This is a genomic window from Nocardioides sp., from assembly GCF_047602075.1.
Lineage (GTDB): Bacteria > Actinomycetota > Actinomycetes > Propionibacteriales > Nocardioidaceae > Nocardioides.
The window spans coordinates 2,113,411-2,129,237 of record NZ_JASGIF010000001.1 but is presented as its reverse complement, the minus strand read 5'-3'; the positions used below and the strand labels follow the sequence as shown (position 1 = coordinate 2,129,237).

At 65.1% G+C, this 15,827-nt stretch carries 14 protein-coding genes and 1 pseudogene; all 15 read left to right on the top strand.

Features of this window, described 5'->3' with window-relative positions; genetic code table 11:
- Window positions 1-60: 60 nt before the first annotated feature.
- The 15 genes and pseudogenes from QM714_RS10720 to QM714_RS10650 all read left to right on the top strand — a co-directional run bounded on the left by QM714_RS10720 (window position 61) and on the right by QM714_RS10650 (window position 15,688).
- Window positions 61-984, top strand: a complete 924-nt coding sequence (locus tag QM714_RS10720; protein WP_415100262.1) for a nucleotidyltransferase family protein — start codon at window positions 61-63, stop codon at window positions 982-984.
- 160 nt (window positions 985-1,144) lie between these two features.
- Window positions 1,145-2,980 (top strand): polysaccharide biosynthesis protein, encoded by a 1,836-nt coding sequence (locus tag QM714_RS10715; protein ID WP_415100260.1) that lies wholly within the window; start codon window positions 1,145-1,147, stop codon window positions 2,978-2,980.
- Between the two features lie 37 nt (window positions 2,981-3,017).
- The gene (locus QM714_RS10710) at window positions 3,018-4,040 is read left to right on the top strand and encodes a polysaccharide biosynthesis protein (protein ID WP_415100258.1); all 1,023 of its coding nucleotides are present in this window, start codon (window positions 3,018-3,020) and stop codon (window positions 4,038-4,040) included.
- Entirely contained in the window at window positions 4,037-5,176 is a 1,140-nt protein-coding gene (locus QM714_RS10705) for a DegT/DnrJ/EryC1/StrS family aminotransferase (RefSeq protein ID WP_415100256.1), read from the top strand. The genes QM714_RS10710 and QM714_RS10705 overlap by 4 nt, the downstream gene beginning before the upstream one ends.
- Window positions 5,173-5,775 carry a sugar transferase gene (locus QM714_RS10700; RefSeq protein ID WP_415100254.1) on the top strand — a complete coding sequence of 201 codons (603 nt, stop codon included), beginning with the start codon at window positions 5,173-5,175 and terminating at the stop codon, window positions 5,773-5,775. The genes QM714_RS10705 and QM714_RS10700 overlap by 4 nt, the downstream gene beginning before the upstream one ends.
- Window positions 5,768-6,415 (top strand): annotated as a pseudogene (locus QM714_RS10695) (ATP-grasp domain-containing protein); the annotation flags it as partial. The gene QM714_RS10700 and the pseudogene QM714_RS10695, both read left to right, overlap by 8 nt.
- Before the next feature lie 79 nt (window positions 6,416-6,494).
- Window positions 6,495-6,758: an ATP-grasp domain-containing protein gene (locus tag QM714_RS10690; RefSeq protein WP_415100252.1), complete on the top strand. Its 264-nt coding sequence runs from the start codon at window positions 6,495-6,497 to the stop codon at window positions 6,756-6,758.
- Between the two features lie 2 nt (window positions 6,759-6,760).
- Window positions 6,761-7,444, top strand: coding sequence for an HAD family hydrolase (locus QM714_RS10685; protein WP_415100250.1), 684 nt, complete (start codon window positions 6,761-6,763; stop codon window positions 7,442-7,444).
- Window positions 7,441-8,688 carry a glycosyltransferase family 4 protein gene (locus tag QM714_RS10680; protein WP_415100248.1) on the top strand — a complete coding sequence of 416 codons (1,248 nt, stop codon included), beginning with the start codon at window positions 7,441-7,443 and terminating at the stop codon, window positions 8,686-8,688. The genes QM714_RS10685 and QM714_RS10680 overlap by 4 nt, the downstream gene beginning before the upstream one ends.
- A complete protein-coding gene (locus tag QM714_RS10675) occupies window positions 8,685-9,791 on the top strand; it encodes an NAD-dependent epimerase/dehydratase family protein (RefSeq protein WP_415100246.1) in 1,107 nt (368 codons plus the stop codon). The genes QM714_RS10680 and QM714_RS10675 overlap by 4 nt, the downstream gene beginning before the upstream one ends.
- Window positions 9,788-10,909, top strand: a complete 1,122-nt coding sequence (gene wecB / locus QM714_RS10670) for a non-hydrolyzing UDP-N-acetylglucosamine 2-epimerase (RefSeq protein ID WP_415100244.1) — start codon at window positions 9,788-9,790, stop codon at window positions 10,907-10,909. The genes QM714_RS10675 and wecB overlap by 4 nt, the downstream gene beginning before the upstream one ends.
- Window positions 10,906-12,039, top strand: a complete 1,134-nt coding sequence (locus QM714_RS10665; protein WP_415100242.1) for a glycosyltransferase — start codon at window positions 10,906-10,908, stop codon at window positions 12,037-12,039. The genes wecB and QM714_RS10665 overlap by 4 nt, the downstream gene beginning before the upstream one ends.
- 65 nt (window positions 12,040-12,104) lie before the next feature.
- On the top strand, window positions 12,105-13,133 hold the full coding sequence (locus tag QM714_RS10660) for a glycosyltransferase (protein ID WP_415100240.1): 1,029 nt from the start codon (window positions 12,105-12,107) through the stop codon (window positions 13,131-13,133).
- On the top strand, window positions 13,130-14,383 hold the full coding sequence (locus QM714_RS10655; protein WP_415100238.1) for a lipopolysaccharide biosynthesis protein: 1,254 nt from the start codon (window positions 13,130-13,132) through the stop codon (window positions 14,381-14,383). The genes QM714_RS10660 and QM714_RS10655 overlap by 4 nt, the downstream gene beginning before the upstream one ends.
- Window positions 14,384-14,440: 57 nt before the next feature.
- The gene (locus tag QM714_RS10650) at window positions 14,441-15,688 is read left to right on the top strand and encodes an O-antigen polymerase (protein WP_415100236.1); all 1,248 of its coding nucleotides are present in this window, start codon (window positions 14,441-14,443) and stop codon (window positions 15,686-15,688) included.
- Window positions 15,689-15,827 lie beyond the last annotated feature (139 nt).

The window sequence follows — 15,827 nt, the reverse complement described above, 5'->3', positions numbered from 1 at the left end:
TCTCCTGGGGGCCGGTTGCGCTGAGGCATCGGGTCGGTCAGGACCGCTACCGTGGGTGTGATGTCCACAGCCCTGACCATGGCCGAAGCCGTGCCGCTCGGTTACGTCCTGTGTGACCGGGTTGCTCGCAACGCCGGGATTCGCCTCCTGGCGATCAAGGGGCCCGTGCTGGCGCAGCAAGGGCTGCGTTCGGAGCGTCAGTCGGCCGACGTGGACGTCCTGGTGGACCCGGCAGCGCACGGCTCGTTCCTCGCAGCCATGGACGCCGTGGGCTGGGTCAGGGGCCCGGCGAGCACAGCGCCGACGATCATTCCGATGCACTCCAAGACCCTGCGCAACCCGTTATGGCCGCTCGAGATCGATGCACACGACAGGTTCCCTGGGTTCTTGGCTTCCAGCGAGGACACCTTCGAGGCGTTGTGGCGGACCCGGACGAGCGTGTCGCTCGGGGGCGCCGATGTCTGGGCGCCGGGCCGCCCCGGGCACGCTGCCATCGTCGGTCTGCACCATCTGCGGGACCCCTTCTATGCCTCGAGCAAGGTGGCCCTCGATAGCCTCGAAGAGCACTTCCGTGCGGTGGCCACCCCCGAGGAACTAGAGGCGCTGGTGGCGCTCGCCGGCGAGACCGGATCGGTGGAGACACTGGCCCCACTCTTGAGCCGGCTGGACGCGCCTGCCTGGGGTGGCACCGAGCCGTCGGCTTCCGCAGCGGCGCTTCAGGAGTGGGATCTTCGGATCTCGTCGCCAGGCTCCGTGCCATGGCTGGTGAGCCTGAGCCGGCTCCCGGTCTGGCGGTGGCCAGCGGAGGTCTGGCATGCGATCTGGCTCAGTGACTTCGAGGTCGATGCGTTCCACCGGGGTCCTCATGACGAGTCGAGCCGGCTCCGCCTCCGGCTCCGACGACTCCGTCGCGGCATGGGGCAACTCCCCAAGGCGGCCGCGGACTATCTCCGCACCAGAAGGCGCCACCACCGCGGCCGCTGAGCCGCGACCGCAGCGTGAGAACTCGCGGGCACTTTCTCGCCGGTTCTCGCCTTGCGGATCGCAAAGTCTTTGTACTCTTTACCTAACCGGAACCCGGGATCTCTCGGTCGATCTCGTCTTCAGGCCATGTGCGCCCAGTGACGATGCGAGGAGGCCGTCGATGACCACTCGCGTAGTGGCGGGTCTGCGAACTCACCGCGCACTGACCCTGGCGGCGGTGGACACCGCGTGTTGGGTGCTGGCCTATGTGACGCTGCTGGCCTATCGCCTCCTCGACGGCGGTCTCTTCGACGGCTATCCGTGGCACCACGGCGCAGTGCTCGCCCTGCTCTCCTCCGGACTGCATCTCAGTTTGTCGTGGACGCAGCGGTTCCACCATGGCCGTTCGGTTGCCGGGAGTTTCGACGAGATGGTGCTCCTCGGCAAGATCGTCTGCGCTGTCGGGGTGATCGTCACGCTGCTCAACCTGCCGTTCGTGTACGTCCCTCGCTCGGTGCCGCCCGCCGCGTCGGTGACTGCCTTGGTCCTGATGGCAACCGCACGGGGTGCCTATCGGGCCCGGCGAGAGCGGCAGTTTCCCGCGGCGGTCGACGGCGCCACCGCCAAGCGGGTCTTGGTCATGGGGGCCGGTGACGCGGGTCGGCAGCTGGTCCGGTCCATGAAGCGCGATCCGTCGCAGCGCTGGATCCCGCTCGGATTCATCGACGACGACCTCAACTTGAAGAACCTCCGAGTGGGAGATGTCCGGGTCCTCGGGCGGTCGGCACAGTTCGGCGCGATCGCGCGTCGCACCGGTGCGTCGGACATGATCATCGCCATCCCGAGCGCCACCTCGGCGCAGGTGCGTCGTCTTGCCGAGTTGGCAGTCGATGCCGGTGTCAATGTGAAGATCCTGCCCGGCCTGGACGATCTGCTCGACCATGGTGTGGCCATCTCCGACATCCGCGATATCGACGTCAAGGACCTGCTCGGCCGACACCAGATCGACACCGACCTGGCCTCCATCGCCAGCTATCTGACCGGGAAGCGCGTCCTGGTCACCGGAGCCGGGGGGTCGATCGGATCCGAGCTCTGTCGACAGATCCACCAGTGGGCTCCGTCAGAGCTCATCATGCTTGACCGAGACGAGTCAGGCCTGCACGCCGTGCAGCTGTCCATCAGCGGTCATGGACTCCTCGACTCTGCGGATGTTGTGCTGAACGACATCCGTGACCGCGAAGCACTGCGCGCCATCTTCAAGGCACGGCGTCCCCAGGTTGTCTTCCACGCTGCCGCGCTCAAGCACCTGCCGATGCTCGAGCAATATCCCGACGAGGCGTTGAAGACGAACGTCGTCGGCACGGCCAATGTCTTGGAGGCTGCCGCCGAGGTGGGTGTCGAGCGCTTCGTCAACATCTCGACTGACAAGGCGGCCGATCCCATCAGCGTGCTGGGCCGCTCCAAGCGGGTAGCGGAGCGGCTCACCGCCGATGTCGCCTCGCGCGCAGACGGTGTCTATCTCAGCGTCCGCTTCGGCAACGTGCTGGGCAGTCGTGGGTCGGTGCTGACCTCCTTCGCCGCCCAGATCGCCGCAGGGGGTCCCGTCACCGTCACCGACCCAGATGTGACTCGCTATTTCATGACCGTCGAAGAGGCGGTCCAGCTGGTCATCCAGGCGGGGGCCATCGGCCGCCCGGGCGAAGCGTTGGTGCTGGACATGGGCGAGCCGGTCGGCATCCAGGGTGTCGCCGAGCAGTTGATCCGACAGTCGGGGAAGCCGGTGAGCATCGTCCACACCGGGCTCCGTGAAGGCGAGAAGCTGCACGAGCAGCTCTTCGGGAGCGACGAGCCTGATGTCCGCCCTGTGCATCCACTCATCTCGCACGTGGATGTCCCCCCGCTTTCAGTTCTAGACGTGCGTCGACTCGATGTGTTGCAGAGCTCCGCCGAGGCCGGGCGTTGCATCGAGGCGTGGGCCGGGCAGATCGACTGCGTCGTGGCAGGGGTCGGCGGCTGAGCGCCGTCCCGGAGCAGAAGAATCTCGAGGAAACGACGTGACGAGCAGCACCGTGCCCAGTGGGTCCACCGTCTTGGTGACGGGCGGGACCGGGTCCTTCGGATCGACGATGGTCCGCCGGCTGTTGGCGCACGACGTCGGGGAAGTGCGAATCCTCAGCCGCGATGAGCTCAAGCAGGACGACATGCGCAGAGAGCTCGGCGACGAGCGAGTGCGCTTCTACATCGGCGACGTCCGCGACTTCGACGGCGTGGACCGGGCGACCCGGGGCGTCGACTACGTCTTCCACGCCGCTGCGCTCAAACAAGTGCCGAGCTGTGAGTTCTTCCCGCTGGAGGCTGTGCGGACGAACGTCCTCGGCAGCGCCAACGTCATCGAGGCGTGCAACAAGAACGAGGTCCGCTCGGTGGTCTGCCTGGGCACGGACAAGGCGGCCTATCCGGTTAACGCGATGGGCATGTCGAAGGCTCTGATGGAGAAGGTCGCCCAGGCTTTCGCGCGCAACAACCCCACGGCTCACACCGTGGTGTCGACGGTCCGCTACGGCAACGTGATGATGTCGCGCGGCTCGGTGATCCCGTTGTTCGTGGAGCAGGCGAAGGCCGGTCAGCCGCTCACGGTGACCGATCCTGAGATGACTCGCTTCTTGATGTCGCTCGACGAGGCCGTGCAACTCGTCGAGCATGCGTTCGTGAACGCAACACCGGGAGACCTGTTCATCCGGAAGGCCCCGGCCAGCACGATCGCCGACCTGGCCCGCGCGGTCGCTCGCGCTTGCGGTGTCGACGAGGACATCAACGTGATCGGCACTCGGCACGGGGAGAAGCTCTACGAGACGCTCGCAACCCGCGAAGAGCTGACGAGGGCGGAGGACCAGGGCGACTACTTCCGGGTCGCGGTCGACGCGCGGAACCTCAACTACGGTGAGTATTTCGACGAGGGCGAGAAGCGGGTGGCCCGAGAAGACTACCACTCCCACAACACCGACCGCCTCGATGTCGGCCATGTTGTCGCGCTACTCGAGTCGATGCCAGCGTTTCGAGCATTGGTGACAGGGTGAGCACGACTCCACGGATCTACCTCTCGGCGCCCGATGTGGGCGAGGCCGAGCAGGAGAATGTCGCACGTGCGATCACCTCCGGTTGGGTCGCGCCATTGGGTCCGGATCTGACGGCGTTCGAGGAGGAGATCGCGAGGAGGGTCGACCGGACGTACGCCGTGGGCCTTGCCTCTGGGACGTCCGCCCTGCATCTCGCGCTTCTTCACTGGGGCGTTGGACCTGGCGATGTCGTGCCAGTGTCGACGATGACCTTCGCTGCCACCGTCAACGCCATCGCGTACGTCGGCGCGACGCCGTACTTCGTCGACAGCGAGCCCGAGTCGGGCAACATCAGCGCCGATCTCCTGGAGCAGGCGCTGGACAGCCTCGGCTCGCAGGGTGTGCGGGTGCCGGTCATCGTGCCCGTCGACCTGCTCGGCAAGTGCGCGGACTACGACGCGCTGTCCAAGATCGCGGAGTCCTACGGCACTCGACTCCTCTCAGACGCGGCTGAGTCACTGGGAGCCTCCTTCGGTGACCGTCCGGCCGGGGCGTTCGGCGATGCGGCGGTCCTCTCCTTCAACGGCAACAAGATCATCACTACGTCGAGCGGCGGCATGCTCCTCACCGACGACGAGGCTATGGCTGACCACGTGCGCAAGCTCTCGACCCAGGCGCGTGAGCCTGCGGTGCACTATGAGCACGAGGAGGTCGGCTACAACTACCGACTCTCGAACATCCTTGCGGCACTCGGCCGGGCACAGCTGACCAGGCTGGATGAACTCATCGCCCGTCGGCGTGAGTGGCGCGAGCGCTATCGGGCATTGTTCGCCTCCATCCCAGGGGTCCGCATCCTGGGTGGGGCAGATGACCGCCGAGACAACTGCTGGCTCACCGCGATCGTCATCGACGACGGAGCAAACTGGAACCCTGAAGACCTCAGCAAGGCACTATGGGCGGAAGGGATCGAGACCCGCCCCGTGTGGAAGCCGATGCACCAGCAACCGGTCTTCGCCGGATGTCCCGGGATCTATGACGGCAGTGCCGATCGGATCTTTGCCCGGGGGCTCGCACTTCCTAGCGGATCGGCAATGACCGAGGCCCAGTTCTGCGAGATCGAGACGCTGATCGCCGAGTTCTTGGAGCGGTTGCCGTGAGTCGGTCCTACGACACCGTGAAACGCGCTCTCGATGTGGCTGGTGCGGCGGTCGGCCTGGTCGCCACTCTCCCGCTGCAAGCGGTGGTGGCTGTCATGGTTCGGGCCAAGCTCGGCTCGCCGATTCTGTTTCGTCAAGCTCGCCCTGGCAAGGACGGGCGCGTCTTCGAGCTGGTGAAGTTTCGCACCATGCTCGACATCGACGAGGAGCGCGGGCTGGTGACCGATGCACAGCGACTGACCAGGTTCGGCGCGGCGCTGCGCTCGACTAGCCTCGACGAGCTCCCGACTCTATGGAACGTGCTGAAGGGCGACATGAGTTTGGTCGGGCCTCGGCCGCTCCTGGTCCGTTACCTGGATCGCTACACACCGGAGCAGCGCCGCCGACACGAAGTGCGGCCGGGAATCACCGGGTTGGCCCAGGTTGGTGGGCGCAATGCGATCACGTGGGAGGAGAAGTTTGCGCTCGACGTGGAGTACGTCGAAAGGCGGAGCCTCGTCCTGGATCTGCGAATCGTGGCCCAGACCTTCGGCAAAGTCCTTCGACGTGCCGATATCACCGACAGCACGACGGTGACGATGGAGGAGTTCGGTGGCTGACCAGAGCCCCGTGATCTTCCTGGTCTCCAGTGCGGGTCGCCGAGGTGAGCTGGTGTCGATCCTCCAGGAAGTCGTGGCGGAACACGGCCGGGGCGGCGCTGTGCTCACCGCCGACATGAGTGCTCTCGCGCCGGCGGCCTATCTCGGCGATGGCCACCTCCTTGTGCCAAGGTGCACCGACCCGTCCTTCGTCGAAGCGGTTCTGGCGCACTGCGCCGAGCATGCGGTGACCGACATCGTTCCCACCATCGACACGGAGCTCGCGGTCTATGCCGAGGCTCGTCACCACTTCGCAAGGCAGGGCGTGCGCGTCTGGGTCTCGGACCCGCAGACGATCCGCATAGCCTCCGACAAGCGACTCACCCACCAGTGGCTGGCTGAACGAGGCTTCCCGGTCCCCGGACAGTGGATGCTGGCGGAGATCACGGAGCTATCGGCCGATGCCTTCCCACTGGTCGCCAAGCCTGTGCGAGGGTCCTCCTCCGTCGGGCTGCGCACGATCTCCTCGGCGGAGGAGGCAGCGACTCTGGACGAATCGCTGGACTACGTGCTCGAAACGGTGGCTACCGGCCACGAGCACACGGTTGATGTGCTCGTGGGTGTCGATGGCGCAGCGCGGGCGGCAGTTGTGAGGCGCCGTCTCGAGACTCGAGGCGGGGAAGTGTCCAAGGGCGTGACGGCCGACGACCCGGAGCTTCCGAGAGCTCGCTCTCGCCGTCGTGGATTCATTGCCGGGCGCCTTCGGGGTGCTCAACGTCCAGATCTTCAAGGACGACAGTGGACGCTGCCGAATCATCGAGGTCAACGCACGCTTCGGCGGGGGCTTTCCGCTGACCTGGGCGTCGGGATGCCAGATGCCCCTCTGGTTGGTGCAGGAGTGCGCGGGCGAGGAGCCGTCGGCTCCGCTCACCACCCGCGGAGGTCTGGTCATGCTCCGCTACGACTCGTCGATCTTCCGTGATGCCCCTCGGGTGGGCTTGTGAACATGCGTCAGATCGCGGGAGTGGTCTTCGACGTCGATGACACGCTCTACCTCGAGCGCGACTACGTCCAGTCTGGCTTCGAGGCGGTCGGTTCCTGGATCGAGGCTGAGCTCGGCGTCAGCGGTGTGGGGGATGTCGCCTGGCGGCTTTTCGAGCAGGGAGTCCGCCGTACCACGCTGACGGACGCCCTGGAGCATCGTGGAGTCGAGACGACAGAGGATCTCCGCCAGGCTGTGGTGCGCGTGTATCGACGGCACAACCCCAGCATTCGCCTGAGCGACGACGCGGCGCGATTGCTCAAACGGCTCGGCGGGCGCATTCCACTCGCCGTCGTGACCGATGGGCCGGTCGAGAGCCAGCGCGCGAAGTGTCGTGCGCTCGGGCTGGAGAAGTGGGTCGACACTATTGTCGTGACGGCTGAGCACGGATCGAGCAAGCCAGACCCAGCCATGTTCACGCTCGCGGTCACGGGATGGGACGTACCTGCGGCCCAGTTGGCCTACGTCGCCGACAACCCCGCGAAGGACTTCGACGGCCCACGCAGCTTGGGATGGTGCTCGTTCCGAGTCCGGCGTCCCGGCAGCCTCCAGGTTGGCCTCGAGTCTCCGCCCGACGTGGCTGAGATCGCCAGCCTCGAAGACATGGCACTCGGTCGCGAGCTCGGCCTGACGGAGGAGTCCCCGTGAACACACCTCTCACGGTCACCCTCGTGACCCAGTGGTTCCCGCCGGAGCCGGTCACAGTCCCAATGTGGATCGCGAGGTCGTTGAAACGCGGCGGCCTCGACGTGCGCGTCCTCACCGGGATGCCCAACTATCCCGATGGTGTCAGGCATGCGGGATTCCCGCGCCTTCTGCCCTCGCGGGATCGGGTGGAGGGCTTTCCGGTCCGCCGGACCCCGCTCTTTGCGTCCCATTCACGCTCCGCGGTTCCACGCTTCCTCAACTATGGGACCTGGGCCGCCTCAGCAGCCGCTCTGGGTCGCGACGGCTTCCGTGGTGCCGATGCTGCCTTGGTGTATTCGTCTCCGGCGACGGCGGCGCTACCAGCGCTGTGGCAGCGGACCAGACGACAGGTGCCCTACGTGCTGATGGTTCAGGACGTGTGGCCGGACTCCGTCTTTGCAGCGGGATTCCTGGAGGAGAGCAATGTCCGTCGGGTGGGTGAGCCGCTCCTCCACCGCTTCGTAGACGCGACCTATCGGCGAGCCCATGCTGTCGCTGTCATTGCCCCCGGCATGAAGGATCTGCTGGTGTCACGTGGTGTACCTGCTGACAAGGTGCACGTCGTCTTCAACTGGGTGGATGAGCAGGTGATCAAGCCGCTCCCGGCCCATGGGGAGCTGAAGGCGGAGCTCGGCCTCCCGCCCGACGACCTCCTGGTGATGTACGCCGGCAACCACGGACCGGCGCAGGGCCTGGGGACACTGGTCGATGCGATGCGCTCGATCGGGCCTGATCGCGGTATCCATCTGGCAATGGTCGGAGACGGCATCGATCGCGACTCACTGATCGCTCGGGCATCAGATCTCCCGCACGTGCACTTCCTGGCAGCGCGTGCTGTGGGTGAGATGTCGCAACTGATGGCCGGCGCCGACGTCCAGATCGTGTCCCTGCGGGACGAGCCGCTCTTCCGGATCACCCTGCCGGGCAAGGTGCAATCCATCATGGCGGCAGGTCGGCCGATGATGGTCCTCGCCCCCGGTGACGCGGCAGCAGTGGTGAATGCGGCCAGGGCCGGGCTCGTTGCGAAGCCAGGATCGTCAGAGGCTGCAGCCGCTGTGCTGATCCGTCTTCGAGCGATGAGCATCCAGGAGCGTGAACGACTTGGCGCAGCAGCACGCCAGTTCTACGAGACAGAGATGTCGGAGGATGTCGGCAGTGCCACCCTCATCGATCTGCTCACCGATGCGGCAAGGTGTGCCGCATGAGGGTCGCGATCACGGGAGGTCACGGCTTCCTGGGCTGGCACACCGCCTGCAGGCTGCGTGCCCTGCACGGTGTTGAGCCGGTGCGCCTCGGTCGAGAGGAGTTGGCCGACCCAGCTCGGCTCACCTCGATCGTCGCCTCGGTTGACGTCGTGTTTCATCTCGCCGGCGTCAACCGCGCGGAGAGCGATGCCGCCGTGCGACGTGGGAACGTGGAGGCCGCGCAGACGCTGGCACGAGCGCTCTCAGGTGTCGATCGGCCGGTTGATGTCGTCTACGCCAACTCCATCCAGTCCGATCTGGACAACGCCTACGGCGAGGGCAAGCGTGCGGCTGCCGCCCTCCTGGCAGATTCTGCGACCGGCTGTTTCGCGGATCTGCTGCTGCCCAACCTCTTCGGGGAGCACGGTCGTCCTTCCTACAACTCCTTCGTCGCCACCTTTGCCGACAGGGTCGCCACCGGCGGGAATCCGGTCGTGCAGGTCGACAAGCAGGTGCCGCTACTGCACGCCCAGCGAGCGTCCGCTGCGCTGATCGAGGCGGTTGGGACGTCGGGCCAACTGCGCCCGGAGGTCGAGGAGCGGGGTGTCAGCGAGGTGTTGGCCATGCTCCGCTCCATGCACGCTCTCTACGGGGAGCGTGGTGAGGTGCCCCCGCTGACGACCCATTTCGAAGTGGACCTTTTCAACACCTATCGGTCCTATCTCTTCCCCCAGCACTTCCCGGTCCACCCCACGATGCACAGCGATCAGCGAGGTGATCTCGTCGAGACTGTGCGTTCCCACGGTGGCACCGGGCAGGCTTTTGTCTCCACCACGCGGCCTGGCCAGGTGCGGGGCGAGCACTACCACCTCCGCAAGGTGGAGCGCTTCTTCGTGGTCAAGGGAGAGGCCGAGATCGGCCTACGTCGACTGCTCGATGACGAGGTGGTGACCTTCCGTCTGACGGGCGGACAACCTGGATTCGTGGACATGCCGACGCTGTGGGTCCACAACATTCGCAACGTCGGTGACACTGAGTTGGTCACAATGTTCTGGACCGACCAGCTCCTCGACCTCGACAACCCCGACCAGTTTCCAGAGCGCCTAGACCCGGAGGCCCCGTGACCAAGGTGATGACCGTCGTCGGCACGCGCCCGGAGATCATCCGGCTCGCGCGCGTGATTGATCGACTCGACCACACCGAGGGCGTCCAACACGTTCTGGTCCACACGGGCCAGAACTACGACCATCAACTCAACCGGGTGTTCTTCGACGACCTCGGGCTGAGAGCTCCGGATCACTACCTCGGGGTTGACACTTCGACACTGGGTTCTGTGTTGGGTGGCGTTCTGGTGGAGGTCGAGAAGGTGTTGACCGCCGAGCAGCCAGACGCTTTCTTGGTGCTGGGAGACACCAACTCATGCATCGCCGCCGTGATGGCCAAGAGGATGCGGATCCCGGTCTACCACATGGAGGCAGGCAACCGCTGCTTCGACGAGAACGTGCCCGAGGAGACCAACCGTCGGCTCGTCGACCACGTGGCCGACTTCAACCTGTGCTACACCGAACACGCGCGACGGAATCTGCTCGCGGAGGGGTTGCGCCCGCGGCGGATCCTGCTGACCGGATCGCCGATGCGCGAGGTCCTGGAACACTTCCGGGCCCAGATCGACGCCTCCGACGTGGTCTCACGGCTGGGACTGACCCCCGGCGGCTACTTCTTGGTGAGCGCACACCGTGAGGAGAACGTCGACAGCCCGGCGCGACTCCAGATGCTGCTTGACTGCCTCCAGCGTGTCCACGCCGACTTCGGTCTGCCGGTCGTGGTCTCGACCCACCCGCGGACGCGAAAGCGCCTCGAAACGCTGGGGGAGACGATCGAGGGCGACATCCGCTGGATGGAACCCTTCGGCTTCCACGACTACAACAAGCTCCAAATGGACGCAGCCTGCGTGCTTTCGGATTCCGGCACGATCTCGGAAGAGTCTTCGATCCTCGGTTTTCCCGCCGTGACCCTCCGCGACTCGATCGAGCGACCAGAAGCGTTGGACGCAGGCACGATGGTGATGACTGGCCTGAGTGCTGAAGACGTCCTGGTCGCAGTCCGGAGTGCTATCGCCATTCCCAACGACGGGCGAGTCTGCGCGGTTGACTACGCGGTCTCCGACACCTCTCTTCGGGTGGTGCGCTTCATCATGTCAACGTGGCGACGTCATCCACAGTGGGCGAGCCTTCGGGCATGAGTAGCGAGCGATATCGCTTGATCGCCTCTAACCTGCACGTCGGTGGGGGGGTCCAGGTCGCCTCCTCGCTGATCGATGAGATCGCGCAGCTTGTGGACGATCCGGAATGGGGCCCGCTCATCGGTCGCACGGACATGGAGATCTCAACATCGGTTGCACACAACATTGCTGCGGCCTCTAGCGCGCGGTTGAGTGCGCGGACCGTGGATCGGCGCCCCGGGCGGCCCGGGAGCCTGGCTTGGCCGGCGGTCGCACGCTACGCGGGTTCATTCACTGTCTTCGGCCCGATCTACGCGTTGCCAAGGGCTGATCGGCGGATCATGGGCTATGCCGACGTTACCTCGATCTATCCACCCCCGGTCGGCGTTGCGAGCACGAAGGCGCGCATCCGTCGCGCGTTGTCGCGATTCGAGGTGGGACTTCAGGACACCCTGGTCGTGGAGACCGACTCCTTCCGTGAACGCATACACACGGAACTGGGCGACCGCGCCCCGCGGATCGTCGTCGTGCCCAATACCGTGAACCGGCGGGTGCTCGATGCGCCGCTGGACGAGAGCATTGCCGCGCGGGTGGCCGCCGCGCGCGCTCAAGGGGAGGTAGTTCTCGCATACCCATCGCGACCCTATCCGCACAAGAACTTCTCGTTCTTGCCGAAAGTCGCCGGAGAGCTCCGGACGAGGGGACTGGACGTTCGGTATCTGGTCACGTTGCGAGATGACGAGTGGAAGGCTGCCCATCCAGCGATGCGCCGGGTGTGTGTCAACCTCGGTGAACTCACGGTTGACCAGATACCGACGATGATGCGGGCTGCGGACGGCGTCTTCTTCCCCAGCCTCCTCGAAGCGTTCTCCGCCACGCCTGTCGAGGCCCTTGCGCTGGGAGTTCCGGTCTACGCCGCGGACCGCGACTTTGTGCGCACGGTGTGCGGGGAAGCCGCTGCCTACTTCGACCCGATCAACGCCAAGGAAGCCGCGGAGACGATCGAACGGGAACTCCGAGATGATCGCGGCCGTGAGCGTCGAGTTGCCTGCGGGCGAGCTATCTCTGCGGCCCAGCCGACGGCACGGGACCGTGCGGTGAGCGTGCTTGGGCTCCTCTATGGGCGCAGCAGAGGTGGTGACGCGCGGTGAGGCCCTATCGACGTCTTTCGCTTCGCGCCGCTGCTGGTTCCCCACGCCTCCTCATCATCAACAACATGCCAGCCTTCTATCGGACAGAGCCATTTCGGGCGTTGATCGACGGCTTCGTCGAGACGACCGGCGGCATAGCGGCGGTTGCCTACCAGGTTCGGCGGGACCCCGGTGGTCGCGGCGACTGGTTCTTCACCCCTGACAGCGAGATCCCCTACCCCCACTTCATCGCGTCCAAGGCCACCAAGAAGTCGTCGTGGCGCACCGGCTACCCGACCCGGGCCGACCTAGGGCTGTGGCGTGACTATCGGCCCACGCACATCTTCGCGGCGGGCTGGGACAGTCCGCTGGCGATCGCTGCAGCGTTCTACACCCGCATAGGGAACGCCCGCCTGGGAGTCTGGGTCGAGTCAAACGCGACCACATCCACGCGGCGGGGTCGTGGATCCGATGCGTTTCGGAAGGCGTTCCTATCCAGCGCGTCCTTTGTGGTCGTTCCTACCCCGGGCAGCCGTCGGTTTGTCGAAGAGCTCGTCGGACCTATGGTCTCGGCGGAACTCAAGAACCCGGTGTCCTGCCAACGACTTACCGATTCCTCTGTCGCTCCAGCCCGGCGGATGATCTTCCTGGGTGACTTCTCGAGGCGCAAGGGGTTCGACCGCTTCTGCGAGATCCTACGAACTGGTGCAGGACATGATTGGTCAGGCGTGTGTTGGGGGCGAGACGTCGAGGGATTAGCTGCGGCTGCGCCGCCCAACCTGACCGTGGAGGCGTCGCGACCGCTGGCGTCGATCACGGGGGAGCTGAGTGATTCCGACGTCCTAGTAGTCCCCAGTCGAGTCGATCCGGCGCCGCTCACATACTCCGAAGCGCTAGCCCTGGGTCTCAGGGTCATGGTGTCCTGCGATATCGCCTACGCCGAGGATGCTGAGAGATGGGCTGGCTCTGCGGCCTTTGACCCGGTCAATCCGGCGGGCGCTATCGAAATCGCCGAACGCCTGCTGCAGGGTCCACGACCCAGCAAGGCCCGCGGTGCCGCGGTCTCTCCCGAACAGTGGGCGCGCGGGGTGCTTGAGTGCATGGTGCCAACATGACGGGCGCCGTGGCGCTGGCCAGGACGCGACCAGCCGTCTCGGCGTTCCTGGGAACCGCCGGGGTCAATGGGCTGATTCTCGCCTTTGGATTGTTGACCGGCATCATCAGCGCGAGATTGCTCGGACCCGATGACCGTGGTGAATTCTTGGTTGTCTTGCTCTGGAGCGGAGTGATCTCCAACTTCGCCCTGCTCGGTCTCGATCAGGCTCTCATCTTCGGTAGTAGTGGGAGTCTTGGTCGGGGCCTCGCCTACGCAAGTGCCTTGAGGAGAAGGGTCGCGGTCCAGGGCGCCCTGGGGTTCGTGCTCGCCTTTGTTGTGAACCTCCTGCTGCTGAAGGGAGCCGATCAGCAGGTGGTTGCGCAGGCTGCTCTGGGTGCCTTGGTGGTGCCGCTCAATGCCGCTACTCAACTCCGGATCAATCCACTGCTCGCAGGGGGAAGGTACACGTCATGGAATCTGATCCGCCTCGCTTCACCTTCGACCTATCTTCTTGGCCTCGGTGCGTTGGCCGTCCTCGACGAAGTCACTGTGACAACCGGACTAGCGGTCCTGGCAGGCGGGAGTGCGGCGTCGTCGGTGCTGGCGGTCTGGCATGCCCGCCTGCCCAAGAAGAGTGCAGGCTTCACGCCTGATGTTCCGGCATTGGTGCGTTACGGCCGCGGAACGGTTCTGGTTACGTTGTCTTACCAAGTGGCGACACAGGTCGACCAGTTGATACTAGGTGCCTTCGCTCCCGCGGCATCTCTGGGCATCTACGCCGTAGCGGTCTCAGTGGTCTCGGCCCTGGATGTGATCCGCCTGACCGCCGATCAGTTCCTCTTCCCACGCTACGCTGCTCGGGGGTGGATCAGGTCGGCCATCCGGCGGAACTCGATGGCAGCTGCGGCGCTGGTCGCTTTGATTGGGCTGTCTGTCCTGCCTTTCGCCCGTGCCGCGATTGAGTTGGTCTACGGCGGTGACTATGTAGCGGCCGTGGATCCCTTGCGAGTTCTACTGGCGGCCGGCGCCTGTCGGATCGGTATAGCCGTGCTCGGTGCCGCACTAAGGGCGAGTGGACATCTAAGCATGGTGACGAAGACCCAAGTACTAGGGATAGCGGTGAGCATCGCGGCACTCATCGTGCTCCTCCCGCGGTATGGAGTGATGGGCGCCGCGATCTCGGTTCTACTCTCCCAGTTCGTCTGCTTCGCCGTGTTGTTCAAGCGAATCCCCGACCGCTCCTCGCCACCCGGCGGGTCGGAAGCGTAGGGGGCCTGAGTCATGACCCTGCATAGCGCTCTCCTCGTGGATGCCTGTGTTGTAGGTGTGTCAGCGATCCTGGTCTTCACCCGCCCGTCGCGATGCCTGGCGCATCCAGCAGTCCTTTACCTGCTGTTTCACGTCTACGTAGTCACGCTGCGGGGGTGGGCAATCTTGTCCGGCAGCGAGACATTCTTGGGCATCGGTATGGACGCTGTCGCGCGGGCGGTGATTGTCGCCGACGTCTTCCTGGTCTCTGCCACGTTGGGCTGGCTGCTGGCCGAGAATCGTAGGCCGGTGACCTTGGACTCGCCTGCCCGTGTAGCTGTAGTGGAGCGGGCCACCGTTCGGCGGATCGGCCTGTTCGCGGTGCCGATTGGCCTGATCTCGCTGGTCACCTACGGCTTTGTTCCTGGAGTAGCCCAGGGTGACACCGTTGTAACGACCAGCTATCAGACCGTGGCCATTCTCTGGCCGGCCCTGATTCTCATCGCACTCATCTATGTCCGGGGGTTCAAGCCCACTCTTCTGGTTCTCCTGGCTACCTTCCTCGCAGTGATGGCGTTACAGGGGCACAGCCGCTTCCGCTTTGCGATCCCGCTCATCATGCTCTTGCTGATCTACTTGTGGCAGCGTGGCCGCCGCTGGCCGCCGCTGAGGCTGTGGGTCCCGGTCCTCATCCTTATGGCGCTGTTCGTCCCTCTCAAAGCTATCGGGTCTCAAGTGCGCAGCGGCGATGCCTCGTGGGAGTCGATCCGGGGTTCCGTCGAGGAATCCACTAGTGAGGTCGTGCGTGGGGACAACCCCGAGCAGGCTCTCCTCGATCAAGCGGCGATCTCAATCTCGCTCGCAGACGAGAAGGCGCTCACATTCCATGGTCGGCCATACCTGGCTGTGCTCACCCTTCCCGTGCCGCGTCCGCTGTGGCCGAACAAGCCCGGCCTGGCAAATCACCTCCAGGACCTCGAGTCGCCGGCCTACCCGATTGCTGAGATCGGCGCCATCACGACGGTCGCGGGCGACCTCTATATCAACTTCAGGTGGGTCGGAGTGATTGTAGGTGGGCTTGCTCTTGCGTTCGTGACTGGCAATCTGTTCCGGACTGCTATGGCCACATCCGAACGATCGGCGTACTTCTTCGGATACTGCCTACTAGCTGGCGCCATCGTCCAGATCGCGCGCGACGGCTTGACATCCGTGTTCGTGTTCACGGTGGTGAACGCGACCCCGTGGGTACTCATTTGGTATCTCTCCATTCGTCAGCAGCGAATTCGAGAACGACGTTCGAACGTGCGTGTCCGGAGGTACGCGTGAGCAGAGATGTCGCCGTGATTCACCCCGGAGTTCAGCACAGCGGCCAGCTCGCCGCTGACTTGGATTCAGTGGGCCGCCTCGCGTACCTCGCTACGAGACTCCAGGTCGGACAGCAACCGGGGTGGCCTTGGAAGGTGCC

Excerpts from the sequence above, each read along its gene's own strand:
- QM714_RS10655 (WP_415100238.1), top strand. The coding sequence starts at position 13,130 with ATGACGGGCGCCGTGGCGCTGGCCAGGACGCGACCAGCCGTCTCGGCG.
- QM714_RS10720 (WP_415100262.1), top strand. The coding sequence starts at position 61 with ATGTCCACAGCCCTGACCATGGCCGAAGCCGTGCCGCTCGGTTACGTC.
- QM714_RS10715 (WP_415100260.1), top strand. The coding sequence starts at position 1,145 with ATGACCACTCGCGTAGTGGCGGGTCTGCGAACTCACCGCGCACTGACC.
- QM714_RS10665 (WP_415100242.1), top strand. The coding sequence starts at position 10,906 with ATGAGTAGCGAGCGATATCGCTTGATCGCCTCTAACCTGCACGTCGGT.
- QM714_RS10685 (WP_415100250.1), top strand. The coding sequence starts at position 6,761 with ATGCGTCAGATCGCGGGAGTGGTCTTCGACGTCGATGACACGCTCTAC.
- QM714_RS10675 (WP_415100246.1), top strand. The coding sequence starts at position 8,685 with ATGAGGGTCGCGATCACGGGAGGTCACGGCTTCCTGGGCTGGCACACC.
- QM714_RS10660 (WP_415100240.1), top strand. The coding sequence starts at position 12,105 with ATGCCAGCCTTCTATCGGACAGAGCCATTTCGGGCGTTGATCGACGGC.